Genomic DNA, 17263 nt, shown 5'->3' on the forward strand with positions numbered 1-17263 from the left:
GGGAAGGAGTGTCTGGCATGACGTTGCGTGTCGTTCCCCAAGGCCTGGACACCTCCTGTATCGGCACAGGGGCGTTGATCACGCCCTGGGCGGGATCGTCTTATCTGGCCGCCACTGGCTGACGATGACCGCGCCCATCTGGATGGCTTCGCCACCAGAGGTGCATTCGGCGTTACTGAGCAGCGGTCCGGGTCCTGCGTCGTTGTTGACGGCGGCCGGAACGTGGAACTCGTTGAGTGCCGAATATGCCTCAGCGGCAGCAGAACTCGGTGCCATACTGGCCTCGGCACAGGCCGGGGCGTGGCAGGGTCCGAGCGCGGGGTCGTATGTGGCGGCCCATGCGCCGTACCTGGCCTGGTTGGCCCAGGCGAGCGTCGGCAGCGCGGAAGCGGCCGTCCAACATGAGACGGCGGCCGCGGCCTACGGCGTCGCCTTGGCGGCCATGCCGACGCTGGCGGAGCTGGCCGCCAACCACGCTCTCCACGGGGTATTGGTGGCGACGAATTTCTTTGGCATCAACACGATTCCGATCGCGCTCAACGAAGCCGACTATGTGCGGATGTGGATTCAGGCCGCCACGACGATGGGGACCTATCAGGCGGTCGCCGGCATAGCGGTCGCGTCAACGCCGCAAACCACCGCGGCGCCGCAGATCCTCAAGTCGGACACGCAAACCCAATCCTCGGCGGCCACGAACGCGGCCGCGGACCCGCTGCAGGAGATCGAGCAAATCCTGCAGCAGGTCTTGCAGCCGATCCGAGAGATCGGGCAGCAGATCTATATCTGGTCGAGTACCCGAACCGGCGATTACGCCGGGGACATTCGGGCCTTTGTGTATGCGTTGACCACCAATCCGGTGCAGCTCTTGCAGTCCCTGGGCACCATCACACCGGTCCAGGTCGTCGCCTACTTGTCCCTACATCCGTTTCTGGCCATTGCGATTGCGTTGGGCGCGACGTCCCCGCTGTTGTCCACGCTTTCCGGTGCGGCGGCAGCGGCCAGTGTGGCGGCGGTGGCCGCCATACCCGCTGCGGCGCCCGTCGCCGCGGCAGTGGTTGGCCCCATCGCGGCCGCGTCCCACGTGTTGCCGGCCGTCGGGGTCGCTCCCACTCTCGCCGGGTCCGTGGGCGCCGGCTCGCCCGCGAGTCCGGTGACCGCCGCAGGCACCGCCGCCGGTTCGGCACCGCCGTCGGCGCCGCCGGCTCCCGCCGCGCAGGGTTTCGTCCCCTACATAGTCGGCGGCGGGCCCGGCATCGGATTCGGGTCGGGGCACACCAGAACCGCGGCCGCCAGCGTCCGGGCACGGGCTTCGGAGCCGGACATCGCCGCCGTCGCCGCGGCCGCGGCGGCACGGCGGCGGTCACGGCGGCGGCGGAAGCAGGACGCGGTGGTGCGCGGGTACGCCGATGAATTCGCGGATTTGGACAACGACGTCGACGCCGACCCGCCGCCCGAGGTGAGGGCCTCGGATGAAAGCGCGGGACCGTTCGGGTTTACCGGAACGGTCCCGAAGGAAGGTGTGCAAGCGGCAGGGTTGACGGTGTTGGCCGGGGATGGGTTTGGTGGCGGCCCGACGGTGCCGATGGTGCCGGGCGCCTGGGTCCCCGACGAGGAGCCGCGCGGCGCGGTGGGCTAAGGCAGCAGCACGATCGAGCCGGCGGTCTTGCGGCCCTGCAGGTCCCGGTGGGCGCGGGCCGCTTCGGCAAGTGGATAACGTCCGCCGACCTCGACGGTGATGGCGCCGTCCGCGATCGACTCGAACAATTCCGTTGCCCGCCAGGCGAACTCGTCGCCGGTACGGATGAAGTGCACCAGCGAGGGCCGGGTCAGATACACCGAGCCGGCGGCGTTGAGGCGCTGCGGGTCGACGGGCGGGACGGGTCCGCTGGCGGCGCCGAACAGCGCCAGCGTGCCGCGGACGGCCAGGCTGGCCAGGCTGGCGTCGAAGGTCGTCGCGCCCACGCCGTCGTACACCGCCGCCACCCCGGATCCTCCGGTCAACGCCCGAACCCGCTGGCCGAACGCCGCGGCGTCGTCGGGGTAGGAGAGCACCTCGGCGGCGCCGGCCTCCCTGGACATCCGCGCCTTCTCCGGGGTGGAGACCGTGGTGATGACCCGCGCGCCCAGCAGGGCGGCCCACTGCGTCAGGATCAGGCCAACGCCGCCCGCGCCGGCGTGCACCAGCACCGCGTCGCCGCCGTGCACCGGATAGACCGACTTGACCAGGTAGTGCGCGGTCAGGCCCTTCAGCAGCACCGAAGCCGCGACATCGGACGTCACGCCGTCGGGCACCTTAGCAGTGAAAGATGCTGGGGCGGTGGAGAATTGGGCGTAGCCACCGGATGCCGTGGCGGTGACCACCCGATCGCCCTCGTGGAAGCCGTCGGCCCCCTCGCCGGTGGCGACGACGGTGCCGCACATCTCCGAGCCGAGGATGAACGGCAGCTCTCGCGGATATTGTCCGGAGCGGAAGTAGGTGTCGATGTAGTTGACGCCGATGGCCTCGGCCTTGATCAGCACCTCGCCGGGGCCGGGCGTGGGCTGTGGCACCTCGACGTAGCGCAGTACCTCGGGGCCGCCGGTTTCGCTGACTTGGATCGCGTGCATGCGATTATCATGCCCGGGCATGAAGCTGGCCCGCCCGGACGTCTTCCATCCCCGCATCGTGCTTGCCGGCTATAGGCGGCACGTCGCCGGGGACGGGGACGACGCCGGGCTCGTGCCCGCGCTGCGGCGGCGCGGCCTGCACGCGCGCTGGTTGGCGTGGGACGACCCGGAAACCGGCCGCGCGGACCTGGTGATTCTGCGGGCCACCCGCGACTACGCCGACCGGCTCGACGAGTTCCTGGCCTGGACCACCGGCGTGGCCAACCTGCTCAACGCCCCCGCCGTCGTCGCCTGGAACGCCGACCGGCGCTATCTGGGCGACCTGGCGGGGCGGGGGGTGCCGACGGTGCCGGGCGAGGTAGTGGCGCCGGGCGCGCGAATCCGGTTGCCGCGCACCGGCGACGTCTTCGTCGGCCCGTCGATCGGCACCGGCACCCGCCGTTGCGCCGACCGGGCCGCGGCCGCCGCCCGCGTCGCCGAGTTGCACGAGGCCGGCCGGAGCGCGCTGGTGCAGCCGGGCGCCGCGGCCGCCGAGACGGTGCTGGTGTTCCTCGGCGGCAAGCCGTCGCACGCGTTCACCGGCGCCGGCGAAGCGATGGCCGAGCCCGACTTCGAACTCTGGGACGTCGGCGCCGCCGCCCTGGCCGCCGCCGCGGCCCACGTGGGCGTCGTGCCGAGCGAGCTGCTCTACGCCCGCGCCCACCTACTCGGCGAGCGGCTGCTCGAACTGCAGCTGGTGGAGCCGTCGCTGGGCTGGCGCCGGCTGGACCCCGACGGCCGCGACCTCGGCCAGCGCCGGTTCGCACTGGCGGTGGAGTCAGCGTGCGAGCGGCTGGGGCTCGGCCCGCTCTCGCATAGACGCCCATAGCGCCGCGGTGGCCGCCGTGCACGCCGCCGCACCGGCCACGTGGACCGCGACCAGGGCCGCGGGCACGCCGGTGAAGTATTGCGCGGTGCCCACGGCGGCCTGCGCGCACACCAGGGCAACCAGCACGCCGAGCCGCAGCAGGATGGCCCGCGCGGCGCCCACCGCCAGCAGCCCGAAACCCAGCCCGACCAGCAGCGCCAGATAGGCCACCAGCAGCGACGAATGCGCGTGCACCAGCGTGGTGATCTCGACCCTCAGCCGCGGCACCGCCCGGCTGGGGCTGCGGTCACCGGCGTGCGGGCCGGCCGCGGTCACCAGCGTGCCAGTCACCAGCACCGCCGCCAGATTCACCGCGCTCAGCGCCGTCAGCGCCCGCAGCGGCCTGCCCACCCGGTCGTCGACCACCCCGTCGTCGGGCTCGCCGACCTTGACGTAGAGCAGCACCGACAGCCACACCATCGTCATCGACGTCAGCAGGTGAATGGCCACCGTCCACCACAGCAGCCCGGTGCGCACCGTGATGCCGCCGATCACCGCCTGCACCACCGTCGACACCGGCATCAGCCACGCGTAGACCAGGACCTCGGCGCGCCGGCGCGCCCGGGTCACGGCCAGCACGGCCAGTATCGCGGCGATCACCACCGCGAAGGTGACCATCCGGTTGCCGAATTCGACGGCCTGGTGGACGCGCGGCACCTCCGCGTGCGCCACCGGGGTGAAGCTGCCCGGAAAGCACTGCGGCCAGGTGGGGCAACCCAGTCCCGACGCGGTGACGCGGACGATCGCGCCGGTGACGGCGATGCCGCCCTGGGTGAGGATGACGAACGCGGCGACGATCCGCTGGACACGCAGGCTGGGGTAGGGGAGCAGGTCCACCACCCGCAGCAGCGCTCGTCCTAGCACCGCCCGATCGTAAGGCAACGACAACTACGGCCCGTAGTAGGGATGTCAGCTGAACCGAAACCAGCGCAGCGCGGCCAGCGCCGCGACCGCGCCCCACACCGCCAGCACGACGATCCCGAACCAGTCCACCGACAGGCTCATCGCCTGGGAGAGCGCCTCGGTGAGCGCGCCCGACGGGGTGAGCCGCGCCGCCCACTTGACCGCCGCCGGAATCATGCCGGTTTCCACGGTCAGCCCGCCGAGCCCGGCGAAGACGAACCACAGCAGGTTGGCGACCGCGAGCACGATCTCGGCCCGCAGCGTCCCGCCGAGTAACAGGCCGAGGGCCGCGAAGCCAGCCGTGCCCAGCGCGATGACCGCCGCGCCCAGCGCCAACGCCGCAAGAGCCGGACGCCAGCCGAGCGCAAAACCAATGGCGCCCAACAGGATTGCCTGCAAGAACACCACGGCGACCACCGCCAGCGACTTGCCGGCGATGATTCCCCAGACCGGCAGCGGGGTGGCCCCCAGCCGTTTCAAAGCCCCGTAGCGACGATCGAACGCGACCGCGATCGCCTGCCCGGTGAACGCCGTCGAGATCACCGCCAGCGCCATGATCACGGGCACGAACGTGGCGGCGCGGTTGTGGCCGAACGAGCCGAGCGGCAGCAGCGTGAGTCCGACCAGCAGCGTGATCGGGATGAACATGGTCAGCAGCAGCTGTTCGCCGTTGCGCAGCAGCAGCTTGAGCTCCAGGCCGAACTGCGCGGCCAGCATCCGCGGCACGGCACTGGGGCGCGGGTCGGGGGCGAAGGTCCCCGGCGGGAAGGTCGGACCGCTCGTCATCGCAACTTCCTGCCGGTGAGGTCGAGGAACACGTCCTCGAGGCTGCGTTGCTCGACACGCATGTCGGTGGCCAGCACGTCGATCTGCGCGCACCACGCCGTGACGGTCGCCAGCACCTGCGGGTCGACCGGGCCCTCGACCAGGTACTCGCCCGGCGTTATCTCGGTGGCCTTGTAGTCCTCGGGCAGGGCGGACGCCAACAGGGACAGGTCGAGCCGCGGCGGCGCGGTGAACCGCAGCTGGCCCTTGGCGCCGGTGCGCATCAGCTCCGCCGGTGTGCCCGCGGCCACCGTGACCCCGCGGTCGATGATGACGAGCCGGTCGGCGAGCTCCTCGGCCTCCTTGAGCTGGTGGGTGGTCAGCACCACCGTCACGCCGTCGCGGCGCAGCGCGTCGATCAGCTCCCACACCAGCAGCCGGGCGTGAGCGTCCATGCCGGCGGTGGGCTCGTCGAGGAACACCAGCTCGGGACGGCCGACCAGCGCGCAGGCCAGCGCGAGCCGCTGCTGCTGCCCGCCGGAGAGCCGCCGATAGGTGGTGCGGGCCGCGTCGGTGAGGCCCAGGGTGTCCAGCAGCCACGCCGGGTCCAGCGGGTCGGCGGCGTAGGCGGCCACCAGGTTGAGCATTTCCCCGGCGCGCGCCGCCGGGTAGCCGCCCCCGCCCTGCAACATCACCCCGATGCGGGCGCGCAGGCGCGCGTTGTCGGCGATCGGGTCCAGGCCGAGCACCTGTATCGTCCCGGCGTCCGGGCGGACGAAGCCCTCGCACATCTCGACCGTCGTGGTCTTGCCGGCGCCGTTGGGGCCCAGCAGGGCCAGCACCTCGGCGGCGCGCACCTCCAGATCGAGGTTGGAGACGGCTTCAACAACGGCCCCGCTCGGCCCGTATCGCTTGGTCACCCCGCGCAGCCGCACCACCGTTTCGGGGACTTGGGGGGCCGAGTTCACGTGGAGTCAGCGTAGGCGTCCGGTGTCGCCTTGGAACGAGGGGTCTCGCCGTTCGGCGACGCGTCCGTGACCGGTTGCTCGGGTTCGCGGCCCTCGGTCGGCTTCTGGGGTGGCAGTGGTCGCCACGGCAACCGGGTGTACGTCAACGCGATGAGCGCCGCGACGATGACGGTGCTGGCCAGGGTGGCGTCGACGATCTGAAACAGCGCGAAGCGATCCCCGTTGGCCGTCGGGCCGAAGATGCCGACGACGAGGGTGACGACGATCGCCGCCACCCGGAAGCCGGTGCGGGTCGCCCAGGCGGCCAGCGGGATGATCGCCCACAGCAGATACCACGGCTGCACGACGGGAAACAGCAGCACGGTGACGCCCAGGGCGACGCCCAGGCCGCCGATCGGGTGCAGCCGCCCGCGGAAGACGGCCACCAGTAGCCAGGCCACCACCACCGTGATGATCAGCACGCCGATGGCGCGGGTCAGCCCCAACACCGCGGTGGTGTGGTCCCCGAGGCCCAGCAGGATCCCCACCTGGCCGGTGCCCAGGGCCAGCAGCGTGGGCGGGGACATCCAGCTGCGCACCACGTTGGCGGTGCCCAGCGTGTACATCCAGCCAAACCCCAGGCCGCTGGCCCAGCCGACCAGGGCCATCACCGCCAGCGCCAGCCCCGACATCGCGCCGCCGGCCAACAGCAGCGCTTTCAGGGTGCCGCCGCAGCGATAGGCCAGCGCCATCGTGACGAAGCCCAGCGCCAGCAGCGACGGCAGCTTCACCTGCGACGACAGCACGATCAGGATCGAACCCGCCAGCAGCATGCCCAACGGTTCCCAGTCCCGGGCGGTCTTGGTTGCCCAGCTTCTCCTCCGGTCATCGGCCGGCATCGTCGCTGGGCGCAGCCACGAGGTGGGCAGAAGCCGCGGCGAGTCGATACCGCGCAACGCGAATTCGGCGCCGGCCAGCATCAGCCCAAGCATCAGCGCCTCGTTGTGGACGCCGGCGACCAGGTGCATGATCAGCAGCGGATTGGCCGCGCCCAGCCACAACGCGCTGACCTCGGCCACGCCGCAGCGCCGGGCCAGGCGCGGGGTCGCCCACACGATCAGGCCCACGCCGACCAACACCACAAGCCGGTGGCAGAGCACCGCGGCGACGATGTTCTCCCCGGTCAGGGCGGAGATTCCGCGCCCGATCCACAGGAACAAGGGGCCGTAGGGCGCCGGCGTCTCCCGCCACAGAGTGGGCACGGACAGCGTGAACACGTGGGACAGGCCCAGGCCCGACGCCGGGCCCACCCGGTAGGGGTCGAGCCCCTCCAGCGAGATCTGGCTCTGGGCCAGGTAGGAGTACACGTCCTTGCTGTACATCGGCGGCGCGATCAGCAGCGGCAGCGTCCACAGCAGCAGGGTGCGGTCCAGGTCGCCGCGCGACATGCGCCTGCTGCCCAGCGCGAACCGGCCGAGCATCAACCACGCCAGCGCCATCATGACGGCCCCCGTCGTCGTCATGGTCAACGACACGGTCTGGATTCGCGACGGCAGGTTGAGCAGCCGCACCCCGAACGTGGGGTCCTGCACGACGGGCCGCGCCCCGGCGCCCAGCGCGCCGATCGCCATCAGGACGGTGCCGGTGGCGCCGAACAGCCGGGTGCGCTGCAGTGCGGTGAGTTCGGTATCGTTCAGCGGCGAGCCCACCGCCTGCTCGTCGCCGTGCAAGCTGGCGATCGACGAACTCAGCGTGTGGTGGCGGGCTGCCATCAGAGCAGCGTAGCCGGTGTGACCAGCACAACCGCCGACAGAGGGCACCCTTGCTAGACCGATCCCCGGAATTGCGTCACACTGGTGTTGTGAAAATCCCCGTGGTTCCAGCGGCCGTCGCTGCGCCGGTGCAGGACGGTCACACCCGTCGTGCCATCGTGCGGTTGCTGCTGGAATCCGGATCGATCACCGCCGGCGAGATCGGTGACCGGCTGGGCCTGGCGGCCGCCGGTGTGCGGCGTCACCTCGACGCGCTCGTCGAGGCGGGTGACGCCGAGTCGACGGCCGCCGCGGCGTGGCAGCAGGCAGGCCGCGGGCGCCCCGCGAAGCGCTTCCGGCTGACCGCGGCCGGTCGGGCCAAGCTCGACCACGCCTATGACGACCTGGCGGCGGCGGCCATGCGGCAACTGCGGGAGATCGGCGGCGAGGACGCGGTGCAGACGTTCGCCCGGCGGCGCATCGACGCGATCTTGGCCGGTGTCGAGGCGGCCGACAGCGCCGACGACGCCGCGATCGAGGCGGCCGCCGAGCGGGTCGCCGCGGCGCTGACCAAGGCCGGCTACGTCGCCACCACGACGCGCGTTGGCCCACCGATCCACGGCGTGCAGATCTGCCAGCACCACTGCCCGGTGTCGCACGTCGCCGAGGAATTCCCGGAGCTGTGTGAAGCCGAGCGGCAGGCGATGGCCGAGGTGCTCGGGACCCACGTGCAGCGGTTGGCGACCATCGTCAACGGCGACTGCGCCTGCACCACCCACGTACCCCTCACCGTGCCCATCACTGTGCCTGTCTCGAAGGCGCCCGGCCCGCGCCGCGCCGGCGACGATGCAGGGCGAAGCGATGCGGAGGAGCGGCGCCACATGACCGACACCACGAGCATCGAAGGAGCGTCGATATGACCCTCACACCCGAGGCCAGCAAGAGCGGCACCGCGCCGCTGACCCAGGAAGAGGCCATCGCCTCCCTGGGCCGGTACGGCTACGGCTGGGCGGACTCCGACACCGCGGGGGCCAGCGCGCAGCGTGGGCTGTCCGAGGCGGTGGTCCGCGACATCTCCGCGAAGAAGGACGAGCCCGAATGGATGCTGCAGAACCGGCTGAAGGCGCTGCGCATCTTCGAGCGCAAGCCCATGCCGACGTGGGGCGCCAACCTCGAGGGCATCGACTTCGAGAACATCAAGTACTTCGTGCGCTCCACCGAAAAGCAGGCCGCGAGTTGGGAAGAGTTGCCAGAGGATATTCGGAATACCTACGACCGGTTGGGAATTCCCGAAGCGGAAAAGCAAAGGTTGGTTGCTGGGGTAGCCGCACAGTACGAGTGCTTGGCCGGTGACACCCTGGTGTGGACCGCCAATCGCGGCCAGATCCCAATCAAGGATGTTGGGTTCGGCGATCGGGTCTTCGCCTATGACGAGGGGGCGGAGCGATTCATCGTGGCGCCGGTTAAGGCGTCGGCGCAGACCGACACCCGGCTCACCTACGCGGTGAAGACGACGCGCCGCGGTATCCGAGCGACCGAAAATCACCCGATGCTGGTGCTGCGCGATGAGCGCAAGCCAGGTCGCCAGCGCAGCCGGTACGCGCGTCGGTGGGTGACTGTCGGCGAGATCAAGCCGGGCGATTTCATCGCCGTGCCGCGGCAGGTGCCCGAATTTGGTGCGAGCGTTGATCTTCCGAGTGTTCCCGGGTTCAAGTCGCCGGCAACGAGTTCCGTCGACCTGATGTGGCTTCTGGGTCTGTACATCGGCGACGGCAACCTGCATCTCTCGACGAGGACGTATCGCGTTCAGTTCGCGATCCCCGCAACGGATGTCGAGCTTCGTGCCGAGCTGGCGCGCGTCGTGAACGACTTGTTCGGTCTCCGTTGCATAGAAGCCGACGAGTACCGCGTCGTGGTGAACTCCAAGGCATTAACCGAGTTGATTGTCGAGCTCGGCTTCGGCGGTTTGTCGCTGACGAAGCGGGTACCCGACTGGGTCTATGGCTTGCCTGTCGATCAGCGGCTGGCATTCCTCGGCGGCTGGGTTGACGCTGACGGCTATGTAAGCCCGGATAAGAGCGGTTCAATCCTGCTGACCTGCGCCAACGAGGCGCTTATCGGCCAAGCGCGCGAATTGGCCCAGCTGTCTGGATTGCGGACGGGCGGTCCATGGTCATTTACCCAGCCATACCGGCACGCGCCAGAGCGCATGCAGATCGCTTGGCGGCTCGGCATTTCCGGCGAGTTCGAGCGGCTTGGTTGCCGCAACGTCAAGCGAACCGGGCGCTTCGGCCGACGTCGGTACGCGCATTCGTCCAACGGTGCGCACGGGACGACGATTCGGGCACACACCAACGAATGGCTCGGCTTCGAGCGGGTCAAGTCGATCGAACCGTACGCGGTGGAACCGGTCTACGACATCGAGGTCGACGGGCCGCACAACTTTGTGGCCGAAGGTTTGGTGGTGCACAACTCGGAGGTGGTGTACCACCAGATCCGGGAAGACCTTGAAGCGCAAGGGGTTATCTTCCTTGACACCGATACGGGCTTGCGCGAGCACCCCGAGATCTTCAAGCAGTACTTTGGCACCGTGATTCCGGCTGGGGACAACAAGTTCTCGGCGCTGAACACGGCTACGTGGTCGGGCGGCTCTTTTATTTACGTGCCGCCGGGTGTCCACGTCGACATCCCGCTGCAGGCCTATTTCCGGATCAACACCGAGAACATGGGCCAGTTCGAGCGGACGCTGATCATCGCCGACGAAGGCTCTTATGTGCACTACGTTGAGGGCTGTCTGCCGGCCGGTGAGTTGATCACGACCGGCGACGGCGACGTGCGACCCATCGAGTCGATCCGGGTCGGTGACTACGTCACCGGCCACGATGGGCGGCCACATCGCGTGACCGCTGTGCAAATGCGCGACCTCAACGGTGAGCTCTTCAGCTTCACGCCGATGTCACCCGCCAACGAATTCTCCGTTACGGCAGAGCATCCCCTGCTGGTCGTTCCGCGCGACGAGGTGCGTGTCCCGCGCAAGGAGCGCAACGGGTGGAAGGCGGAGGTCGACAGCGCCAAGCTGCGTCGAGCCGCACCGCGGTGGATCGCGGCCAAGGACGTGGCCGAGGGTGACTTCCTGGTCTACCCCAAGCCGAAGCCCATCCCGCACAAGACGGTTCTGCCGCTGGAGTTCGCGCGGCTGGCCGGCTACTACCTGGCCGAGGGGCATGCTTGCCTCACCAATGGCTGTGAGTCGCTGGTGTTCTCGTTCCATAGTGACGAATTCGAGTACGTCGAAGAGGTGCGGCAGGCGTGCAAGTCGCTGTATGAGGCTGCAGGCTCGGTCCTCATCGAGGAGCACAAGCATTCCGCTCGCGTGATGGTTTACACCAAGGCCGGCTACGCGGCCATGCGCCAGCACGTCGGGTCGGGCTCGGCCAACAAGAAGCTGTCCGACACCCTGATGCGTCAGGACGAGACCTTCCTGCGCGAGCTGGTCGACGCCTACGTGAATGGCGACGGCAACGTCATCCGGCGTGGCGGCGCGCTGTGGAAGCGGGTGCACACGACGTCGCGTGTCTGGGCCTTCCAGCTGCAGTCGATTCTGGCTCGGCTAGGTCGCTACGCGACCGTCGAACTGCGTCGACCGGGCGGCCCCGGGGTGATCATGGGCCGCAACGTCGTTCGCAAAGACATCTACCAGGTCCAGTGGACCGAGGGCGGGCGTGGACCGAGGCAGGCCCGCGATTGCGGCGACTACTTCGCGGTGCCGATCAAGAAGCGTGCCGTGCGCGAGGCACACGAGCCGGTGTACAACCTCGATGTCGAGGAGCCCGACAGCTACCTTGCTTATGGGTTCGCCGTCCACAACTGCACTGCGCCCGTTTACAAGTCGGATTCGCTGCATTCGGCGGTGGTCGAGATCATCGTGAAACCACATGCGCGCGTGCGCTATACCACGATCCAGAACTGGTCGGGCAATGTCTACAACCTGGTCACCAAGCGGGCCCGGGCCGAGGCCGGCGCCACCATGGAGTGGATCGACGGCAACATCGGATCGAAGGTCACCATGAAGTACCCGGCGGTCTGGATGACCGGCGAGCACGCCAAGGGCGAGGTGCTGTCGGTGGCGTTCGCCGGTGAGGACCAGCACCAGGACACCGGCGCCAAGATGCTGCACCTGGCGCCGAACACGTCGAGCAACATCGTGTCCAAGTCGGTGGCCCGCGGTGGCGGTCGCACCTCCTACCGCGGCCTGGTCCAGGTGAACAAGGGCGCGCACGGGTCACGCTCCAGCGTGAAATGCGATGCGCTGCTGGTCGATACGGTCAGCCGCAGCGACACCTACCCCTACGTCGACATCCGCGAGGACGACGTCACCATGGGCCACGAGGCCACCGTGTCGAAGGTCAGCGAAAATCAGCTGTTCTACCTGATGAGCCGCGGGCTGACCGAGGACGAGGCGATGGCGATGGTGGTCCGGGGCTTCGTCGAGCCGATCGCCAAGGAGCTGCCGATGGAGTACGCGTTGGAGCTCAACCGGCTGATCGAGCTGCAGATGGAGGGCTCTGTGGGATGACGGGCCGGATGACCGTTACCGCACTGAACAAGGGCGAGCTGTTCTCGTCCTTCGACGTTGACGCGTTCGAGGTTCCGCACGGTCGCGACGAGATCTGGCGGTTCACCCCGCTGCGGCGGCTGCGCGGCCTGCACGACGGTTCCGCAAAGGCGACCGGCCGGGCCGAGATCACCGTCGGTGAGCGGCCCGGCGTGCGGGTCGAGACCGTCCGCCGCGGCGACGAGCGGCTGGGCCAGGGTGGCGCTCCCACCGATCGGGTTGCGGCACAGGCATTCTCGTCGTTCAACTCCGCGACGCTGATCACCGTCGGGCGGGACACCCAGATCTCCGAGCCGGTGAACGTCACCGTCACCGGCCCGGGCGAGGGCGCGGTGGCCTACGGGCACCTGCAGATCCGGGTCGACGAGCTCGGCGAGGCCGTCGTGGTCATCGACCAACGGGGCAGTGGAACCTACGCCGACAACGTGGAATTCGTCGTCGGCGACGCCGCCCGGCTCACGGTCGTGTGGATCGCCGACTGGGCCGACGACATGGTTCACGTCAGCGCCCACCACGCCAAGCTGGGCAAGGACGCGGTGCTGCGGCACGTCGCCGTCACGCTGGGCGGCGAGGTCGTGCGCATGTCGGCCAACGTGCGGTTCTCCAGCCCCGGCGGGGACGCCGAGCTGCTGGGCCTGTACTTCGCCGACGACGGCCAGCACCTGGAGTCGCGGCTGCTGGTGGACCACGCCCAGCCCGACTGCCGGTCCAATGTGCTGTACAAGGGTGCGCTGCAAGGGGATCCGGAATCCGCGCTGCCCGACGCGCACACCGTCTGGGTGGGCGACGTGCTGATCCGCGCCGAGGCCACCGGCACCGACACCTTCGAGGTGAACCGCAACCTGGTGCTCACCGACGGGGCGCGCGCCGACTCGGTGCCCAACCTGGAGATCGAGACGGGCGAGATCGTCGGCGCCGGACACGCCAGCGCCACGGGACGTTTCGACGACGAGCAGCTGTTCTACCTGCGTTCCCGCGGTATCCCGGAGGAGCAGGCCCGCCGGCTGGTGGTCCGCGGCTTCTTCGGGGAGATCATCGCCAAGATCGCGGTGCCCGAGGTGCGGGAACGCCTGACGGCAGCCATCGAAAAAGAATTGGCCATCACCGAATCGAGAGCAACAGTTTCATGACCAGTCTGGAAATCAAGGACCTGCACGTCAGCGTCGCGGATCCGTCGGACGGCGAACGTGACATCCCCATCCTCAACGGCGTCGACCTGACCGTGAAATCCGGTGAGACGCACGCGCTGATGGGCCCCAACGGCTCCGGCAAGTCGACGCTGTCCTACGCCATCGCCGGCCACCCGAAGTACCGGGTGACCTCGGGATCCATCACGCTGGACGGCGAGGACGTGCTGGCGATGAGCGTGGACGAGCGCGCGCGGGCCGGGATCTTTTTGGCCATGCAGTATCCCGTCGAGGTGCCCGGCGTCTCGGTGTCGAACTTCCTGCGCTCGGCCGCGACGGCGATCCGCGGTGAGGCCCCGAAGCTGCGGCACTGGGTCAAGGAGGTCAAGGGGGCGATGAGCTCGCTCGAGATCGACCCGGCCTTCGCCGAGCGCAGCGTCAACGAGGGTTTCTCCGGTGGGGAGAAGAAGCGCCACGAGATCCTGCAGCTGGAGCTGCTCAAGCCCAAGATCGCCATCCTCGACGAGACCGACTCCGGGCTGGACGTCGACGCGCTGCGGGTGGTCAGTGAGGGCGTGAACCGTTATGCCGAATCCGAGCATGGGGGCATCCTGTTGATCACGCACTACACCCGCATCCTGCGCTACATCCATCCGGAATACGTGCACGTGTTCGTCGGCGGTCGCATCGCCGAGTCCGGTGGGCCCGAGCTGGCCGACGAGCTCGAGCAGAACGGCTACGTCCGCTTTTCCCACGCGGCGGCCACGGGGGCCTAAGCATGACCGCGACGCATTTGGACCTCGCGGCGATCCGTGCCGACTTCCCCATCCTGAAGCGGGTCATGCGCGGCGGAAACCAGTTGGCGTACCTGGATTCCGGTGCCACGTCGCAACGGCCGCTGCAGGTGCTCGACGCCGAACGGGAATTCCTGTTGACGTCCAACGGCGCCGTTCATCGCGGTGCGCACCAGCTGATGGAGGAGGCCACCGACGCCTACGAGCAGGGCCGCGCCGACGTTGCCGCGTTCGTCGGCGCCGACAGCGACGAGCTGGTGTTCACCAAGAACGCCACCGAGTCGCTCAACCTGGTGTCCTATGTGTTGGGCGACAAGCGATTCGACCGGGCCGTCGGGCCCGGGGACGTTATTGTCACCACCGAACTCGAACACCATGCCAACCTGGTCCCGTGGCAGGAGCTGGCCCGGCGCACCGGGGCGACGCTGCGCTGGTACGGGATCTCCGGCGGAGAAAAAGAGGCGGGCCGCATCGACCTGGACTCGCTGCGCCTCGACGAGCGCGTCAAAGTCGTTGCTTTCAGCCATCATTCGAACGTGACCGGCGCGGTGGCGCCGGTGGCCGAGCTGGTCGCCCGGGCCGGGGCCGTGGGCGCGCTGACCGTCCTGGACGCCTGCCAGTCGGTGCCGCACCAACCCGTCGACCTCCACGCGCTCGGCGTCGACTTCGCCGCGTTCTCGGGGCATAAAATGCTGGGCCCCAACGGCATCGGCGTGCTCTACGGCCGGCGTGAGCTTCTCGACAAGATGCCCCCATTTCTCACGGGTGGGTCGATGATCGAGACGGTGACCATGGAGGCCACCACCTACGCCCCGGCGCCGCAACGGTTCGAGGCCGGCACCCCGATGACCTCCCAGGTGGTCGGATTGGCCGCGGCCGCACGCTATCTCGGCGCCATCGGCATGGACGCCGTCGAGGCCCACGAACGCGAGCTGGTCGCCGCCGCCATCGAGGGCCTGTCCGGCATCGACGGCGTGCGCATCGTCGGCCCGGCGTCGATGGAAAACCGTGGATCCCCGGTGGCGTTCGTCGTCGACGGCGTGCACGCCCACGACGTCGGGCAGGTGCTCGACGACGACGGTGTCGCGGTGCGGGTCGGGCACCACTGCGCGCTGCCGCTGCACCGCAGGTTCGGCCTGGCCGCCACCGCGCGGGCGTCGTTCGCGGTGTACAACACCGCCGACGAGGTCGAGCGCTTGGTGGCCGGGGTGCGCCGGGCGCTGGATTTCTTTGGGAGAGACTGACGTTGCGCCTCGAGCAGATGTATCAGGACGTGATCCTCGATCACTACAAGCATCCGCAGCACCGGGGGCTGCGGGAGCCGTTCGGCGCGCAGGTCTACCACGTCAACCCGATCTGCGGCGACGAGGTGACCCTGCGGGTCGCGCTGTCCGACGACGGCGAAACCGTCACGGACGTCTCCTATGACGGGCAGGGCTGCTCGATCAGCCAGGCGTCGACCTCGGTGCTCACCGAGCAGGTCATCGGCCACAGCGTCGGCGAAGCCCTCAAGACCATCACCGCGTTCACCGAGATGGTGTCCTCGCGCGGCACCGTCGAGGGTGACGAGGAGGTCCTGGGCGACGGGATCGCGTTCGCCGGAGTGGCGAAATATCCGGCGCGGGTGAAATGCGCGCTGCTGGGTTGGATGGCTTTCAAGGATGCATTGGCCCAAGCCAGCGCAGGTTTCGAGGAGGACCAAAAATGAGCGAAACCACCGCACCGGGTGAGGAATTCCTCGCCGATGTCGAGGAGGCGATGCGCGACGTCGTCGACCCCGAACTCGGCATCAACGTCGTCGATTTGGGACTGGTCTACGGCCTGAACGTCGAGGAGGGTGAGGGGGGAACCGTCGCCCTGATCGACATGACCCTGACGTCGGCGGCCTGCCCGCTCACCGACGTCATCGAGGACCAGTCGCGCAGCGCGCTGGTCGGCAGCGGTCTCGTTGACGACCTGCGGATCAACTGGGTGTGGAACCCGCCGTGGGGCCCCGACAAGATCACCGAAGACGGGCGCGAGCAGCTGCGCGCCCTCGGCTTCACCGTCTGATCGGGTCACCCGCCGCGGTGCGCGGGCTTCCCGCCGCCGCATTTGCCGTCGTTGGCCGGTCGCAGGTCGACGGTCGTGGCCTGCAGCGTGCCGCCGGTGTCCTTGGTTCCCCGCGCCGCAATGCACTTGCCCGCGGCGATCGCCTGACCGGTGGCCGGCGCCTGCTTGGTGTATTTGGTCTTGTCGTTCACCGCGACGGCCGTCTGCGAGGTGTTGCCGCTGGCGTCGGTGGTCGTGACGTTGATGGTGTTGCCGGCGACGGAGGCGACCGCGCCCCGCACCCCGGCTCGCCTTGCTGGCGCCGGGGTGGTGGCATCTGGCCCTGAACCCGGCCCGGCCCCCTCGTCCTGTGGGCATTTGCCGTCGACGGCGGGCCGGACGCGCACCGTCGCCGCGGTGATCGGTTGGCCGCCCTCCTCCTTGGTGGGCCGCACGCTGACGCAGCTGCCGGTGGCGACGTCGGTCAGCGCGGCAGGCGTGACCTCGGTCACTTTGGTCGACGGGGTGAAGCCCACCGTGGCGTTGCCGTTTCTGTGCTGGGTGACCTGAATCGTGTTGCCCGACACCGACGCGATCAGCCCACTGACTTGCGCTTCGCCGTTGGCGGGCGCCGGGGAGGTCGTGGAACTCGGTGACGACGTCGGGCTCGATGTGGTCGACGAGCCGCAGGCCGCGAGGGACAGTGCGGCGGCTCCGATGGCAGTGAGAACGGCGAACCGGGTGAGCCGAGGCGCATGAGAGCTGGCGGATATCAACGTTTCTCCAATCGTCGGTGGTGCCCGACGATTGGTTCTA

General features: G+C 69.1%; 13 protein-coding genes and 2 pseudogenes. 9 read left to right on the forward strand and 6 right to left on the reverse strand.

The genetic code is table 11. From position 1 onward, the window contains the following. The first annotated feature begins 124 nt into the window (after positions 1–124). On the forward strand, positions 125–1636 hold the full coding sequence (locus tag K3U93_RS10270) for a PPE family protein (RefSeq protein ID WP_083010869.1): 1512 nt from the start codon (positions 125–127) through the stop codon (positions 1634–1636). Here K3U93_RS10270 and K3U93_RS10275 read toward each other — a convergent pair. After that, positions 1633–2607 (reverse strand): quinone oxidoreductase family protein, encoded by a 975-nt coding sequence (locus K3U93_RS10275; RefSeq protein ID WP_083010870.1) that lies wholly within the window; start codon positions 2605–2607, stop codon positions 1633–1635. The genes K3U93_RS10270 and K3U93_RS10275 overlap by 4 nt on opposite strands. 19 nt (positions 2608–2626) lie before the next feature. Here K3U93_RS10275 and K3U93_RS10280 point away from each other — a divergent pair, with 19 nt between their 5' ends. Then, positions 2627–3475 carry a DcsG N-terminal domain-containing protein gene (locus K3U93_RS10280; RefSeq protein ID WP_083010871.1) on the forward strand — a complete coding sequence of 283 codons (849 nt, stop codon included), beginning with the start codon at positions 2627–2629 and terminating at the stop codon, positions 3473–3475. Here the strand turns inward: K3U93_RS10280 and K3U93_RS10285 are convergent. Genes K3U93_RS10285 through mptB form a run of 4 tightly spaced genes read right to left on the reverse strand, consistent with a single transcriptional unit; the run spans position 3425 to position 7901 of the window. Beyond that, positions 3425–4396 carry a COX15/CtaA family protein gene (locus tag K3U93_RS10285; protein WP_420915411.1) on the reverse strand — a complete coding sequence of 324 codons (972 nt, stop codon included), beginning with the start codon at positions 4394–4396 and terminating at the stop codon, positions 3425–3427. The two genes, K3U93_RS10280 and K3U93_RS10285, sit on opposite strands and share 51 nt — an antisense overlap. 27 nt (positions 4397–4423) lie before the next feature. Then, complete coding sequence (locus K3U93_RS10290; RefSeq protein ID WP_083010872.1) at positions 4424–5203, reverse strand: ABC transporter permease; 780 nt, start codon at positions 5201–5203, stop codon at positions 4424–4426. Next, complete coding sequence (locus K3U93_RS10295) at positions 5200–6150, reverse strand: ABC transporter ATP-binding protein (protein ID WP_083010873.1); 951 nt, start codon at positions 6148–6150, stop codon at positions 5200–5202. Before K3U93_RS10295 ends, K3U93_RS10290 begins: the two co-directional genes overlap by 4 nt. Further along, positions 6147–7901 carry a polyprenol phosphomannose-dependent alpha 1,6 mannosyltransferase MptB gene (gene mptB, locus K3U93_RS10300; protein WP_083010874.1) on the reverse strand — a complete coding sequence of 585 codons (1755 nt, stop codon included), beginning with the start codon at positions 7899–7901 and terminating at the stop codon, positions 6147–6149. Before mptB ends, K3U93_RS10295 begins: the two co-directional genes overlap by 4 nt. Positions 7902–7919: 18 nt before the next feature. Here mptB and K3U93_RS10305 point away from each other — a divergent pair. The 7 genes and pseudogenes from K3U93_RS10305 (at position 7920) to K3U93_RS10335 (ending at position 16468) form a co-directional block, all read left to right on the forward strand. Next, a pseudogene (locus K3U93_RS10305) lies at positions 7920–8800 on the forward strand (helix-turn-helix transcriptional regulator). Next, positions 8797–12456, forward strand: a complete 3660-nt coding sequence (sufB, locus tag K3U93_RS10310; RefSeq protein WP_083010876.1) for an intein-containing Fe-S cluster assembly protein SufB — start codon at positions 8797–8799, stop codon at positions 12454–12456. The pseudogene K3U93_RS10305 and the gene sufB overlap by 4 nt, the downstream one beginning before the upstream one ends. Beyond that, positions 12453–13625 carry a Fe-S cluster assembly protein SufD gene (gene sufD, locus K3U93_RS10315; RefSeq protein WP_083010877.1) on the forward strand — a complete coding sequence of 391 codons (1173 nt, stop codon included), beginning with the start codon at positions 12453–12455 and terminating at the stop codon, positions 13623–13625. Before sufB ends, sufD begins: the two co-directional genes overlap by 4 nt. Next, positions 13622–14398, forward strand: coding sequence for a Fe-S cluster assembly ATPase SufC (sufC, locus tag K3U93_RS10320; protein ID WP_071513500.1), 777 nt, complete (start codon positions 13622–13624; stop codon positions 14396–14398). The genes sufD and sufC overlap by 4 nt, the downstream gene beginning before the upstream one ends. Before the next feature lie 2 nt (positions 14399–14400). After that, complete coding sequence (locus tag K3U93_RS10325; protein WP_083010878.1) at positions 14401–15660, forward strand: cysteine desulfurase; 1260 nt, start codon at positions 14401–14403, stop codon at positions 15658–15660. After that, positions 15657–16146: pseudogene (gene sufU / locus K3U93_RS10330) on the forward strand (Fe-S cluster assembly sulfur transfer protein SufU). Before K3U93_RS10325 ends, sufU begins: the two are co-directional and overlap by 4 nt. Then, entirely contained in the window at positions 16121–16468 is a 348-nt protein-coding gene (locus K3U93_RS10335; RefSeq protein WP_083010879.1) for a metal-sulfur cluster assembly factor, read from the forward strand. The pseudogene sufU and the gene K3U93_RS10335 overlap by 26 nt, the downstream one beginning before the upstream one ends. A gap of 5 nt (positions 16469–16473) precedes the next feature. Here the strand turns inward: K3U93_RS10335 and K3U93_RS10340 are convergent, their stop codons facing one another. After that, positions 16474–17223, reverse strand: a complete 750-nt coding sequence (locus K3U93_RS10340) for a DUF5666 domain-containing protein (protein ID WP_230981628.1) — start codon at positions 17221–17223, stop codon at positions 16474–16476. Positions 17224–17263 lie beyond the last annotated feature (40 nt).

Origin of the sequence: Mycobacterium malmoense, from assembly GCF_019645855.1 — a bacterium.
Classification (GTDB): Bacteria; Actinomycetota; Actinomycetes; order Mycobacteriales; family Mycobacteriaceae; genus Mycobacterium; species Mycobacterium malmoense.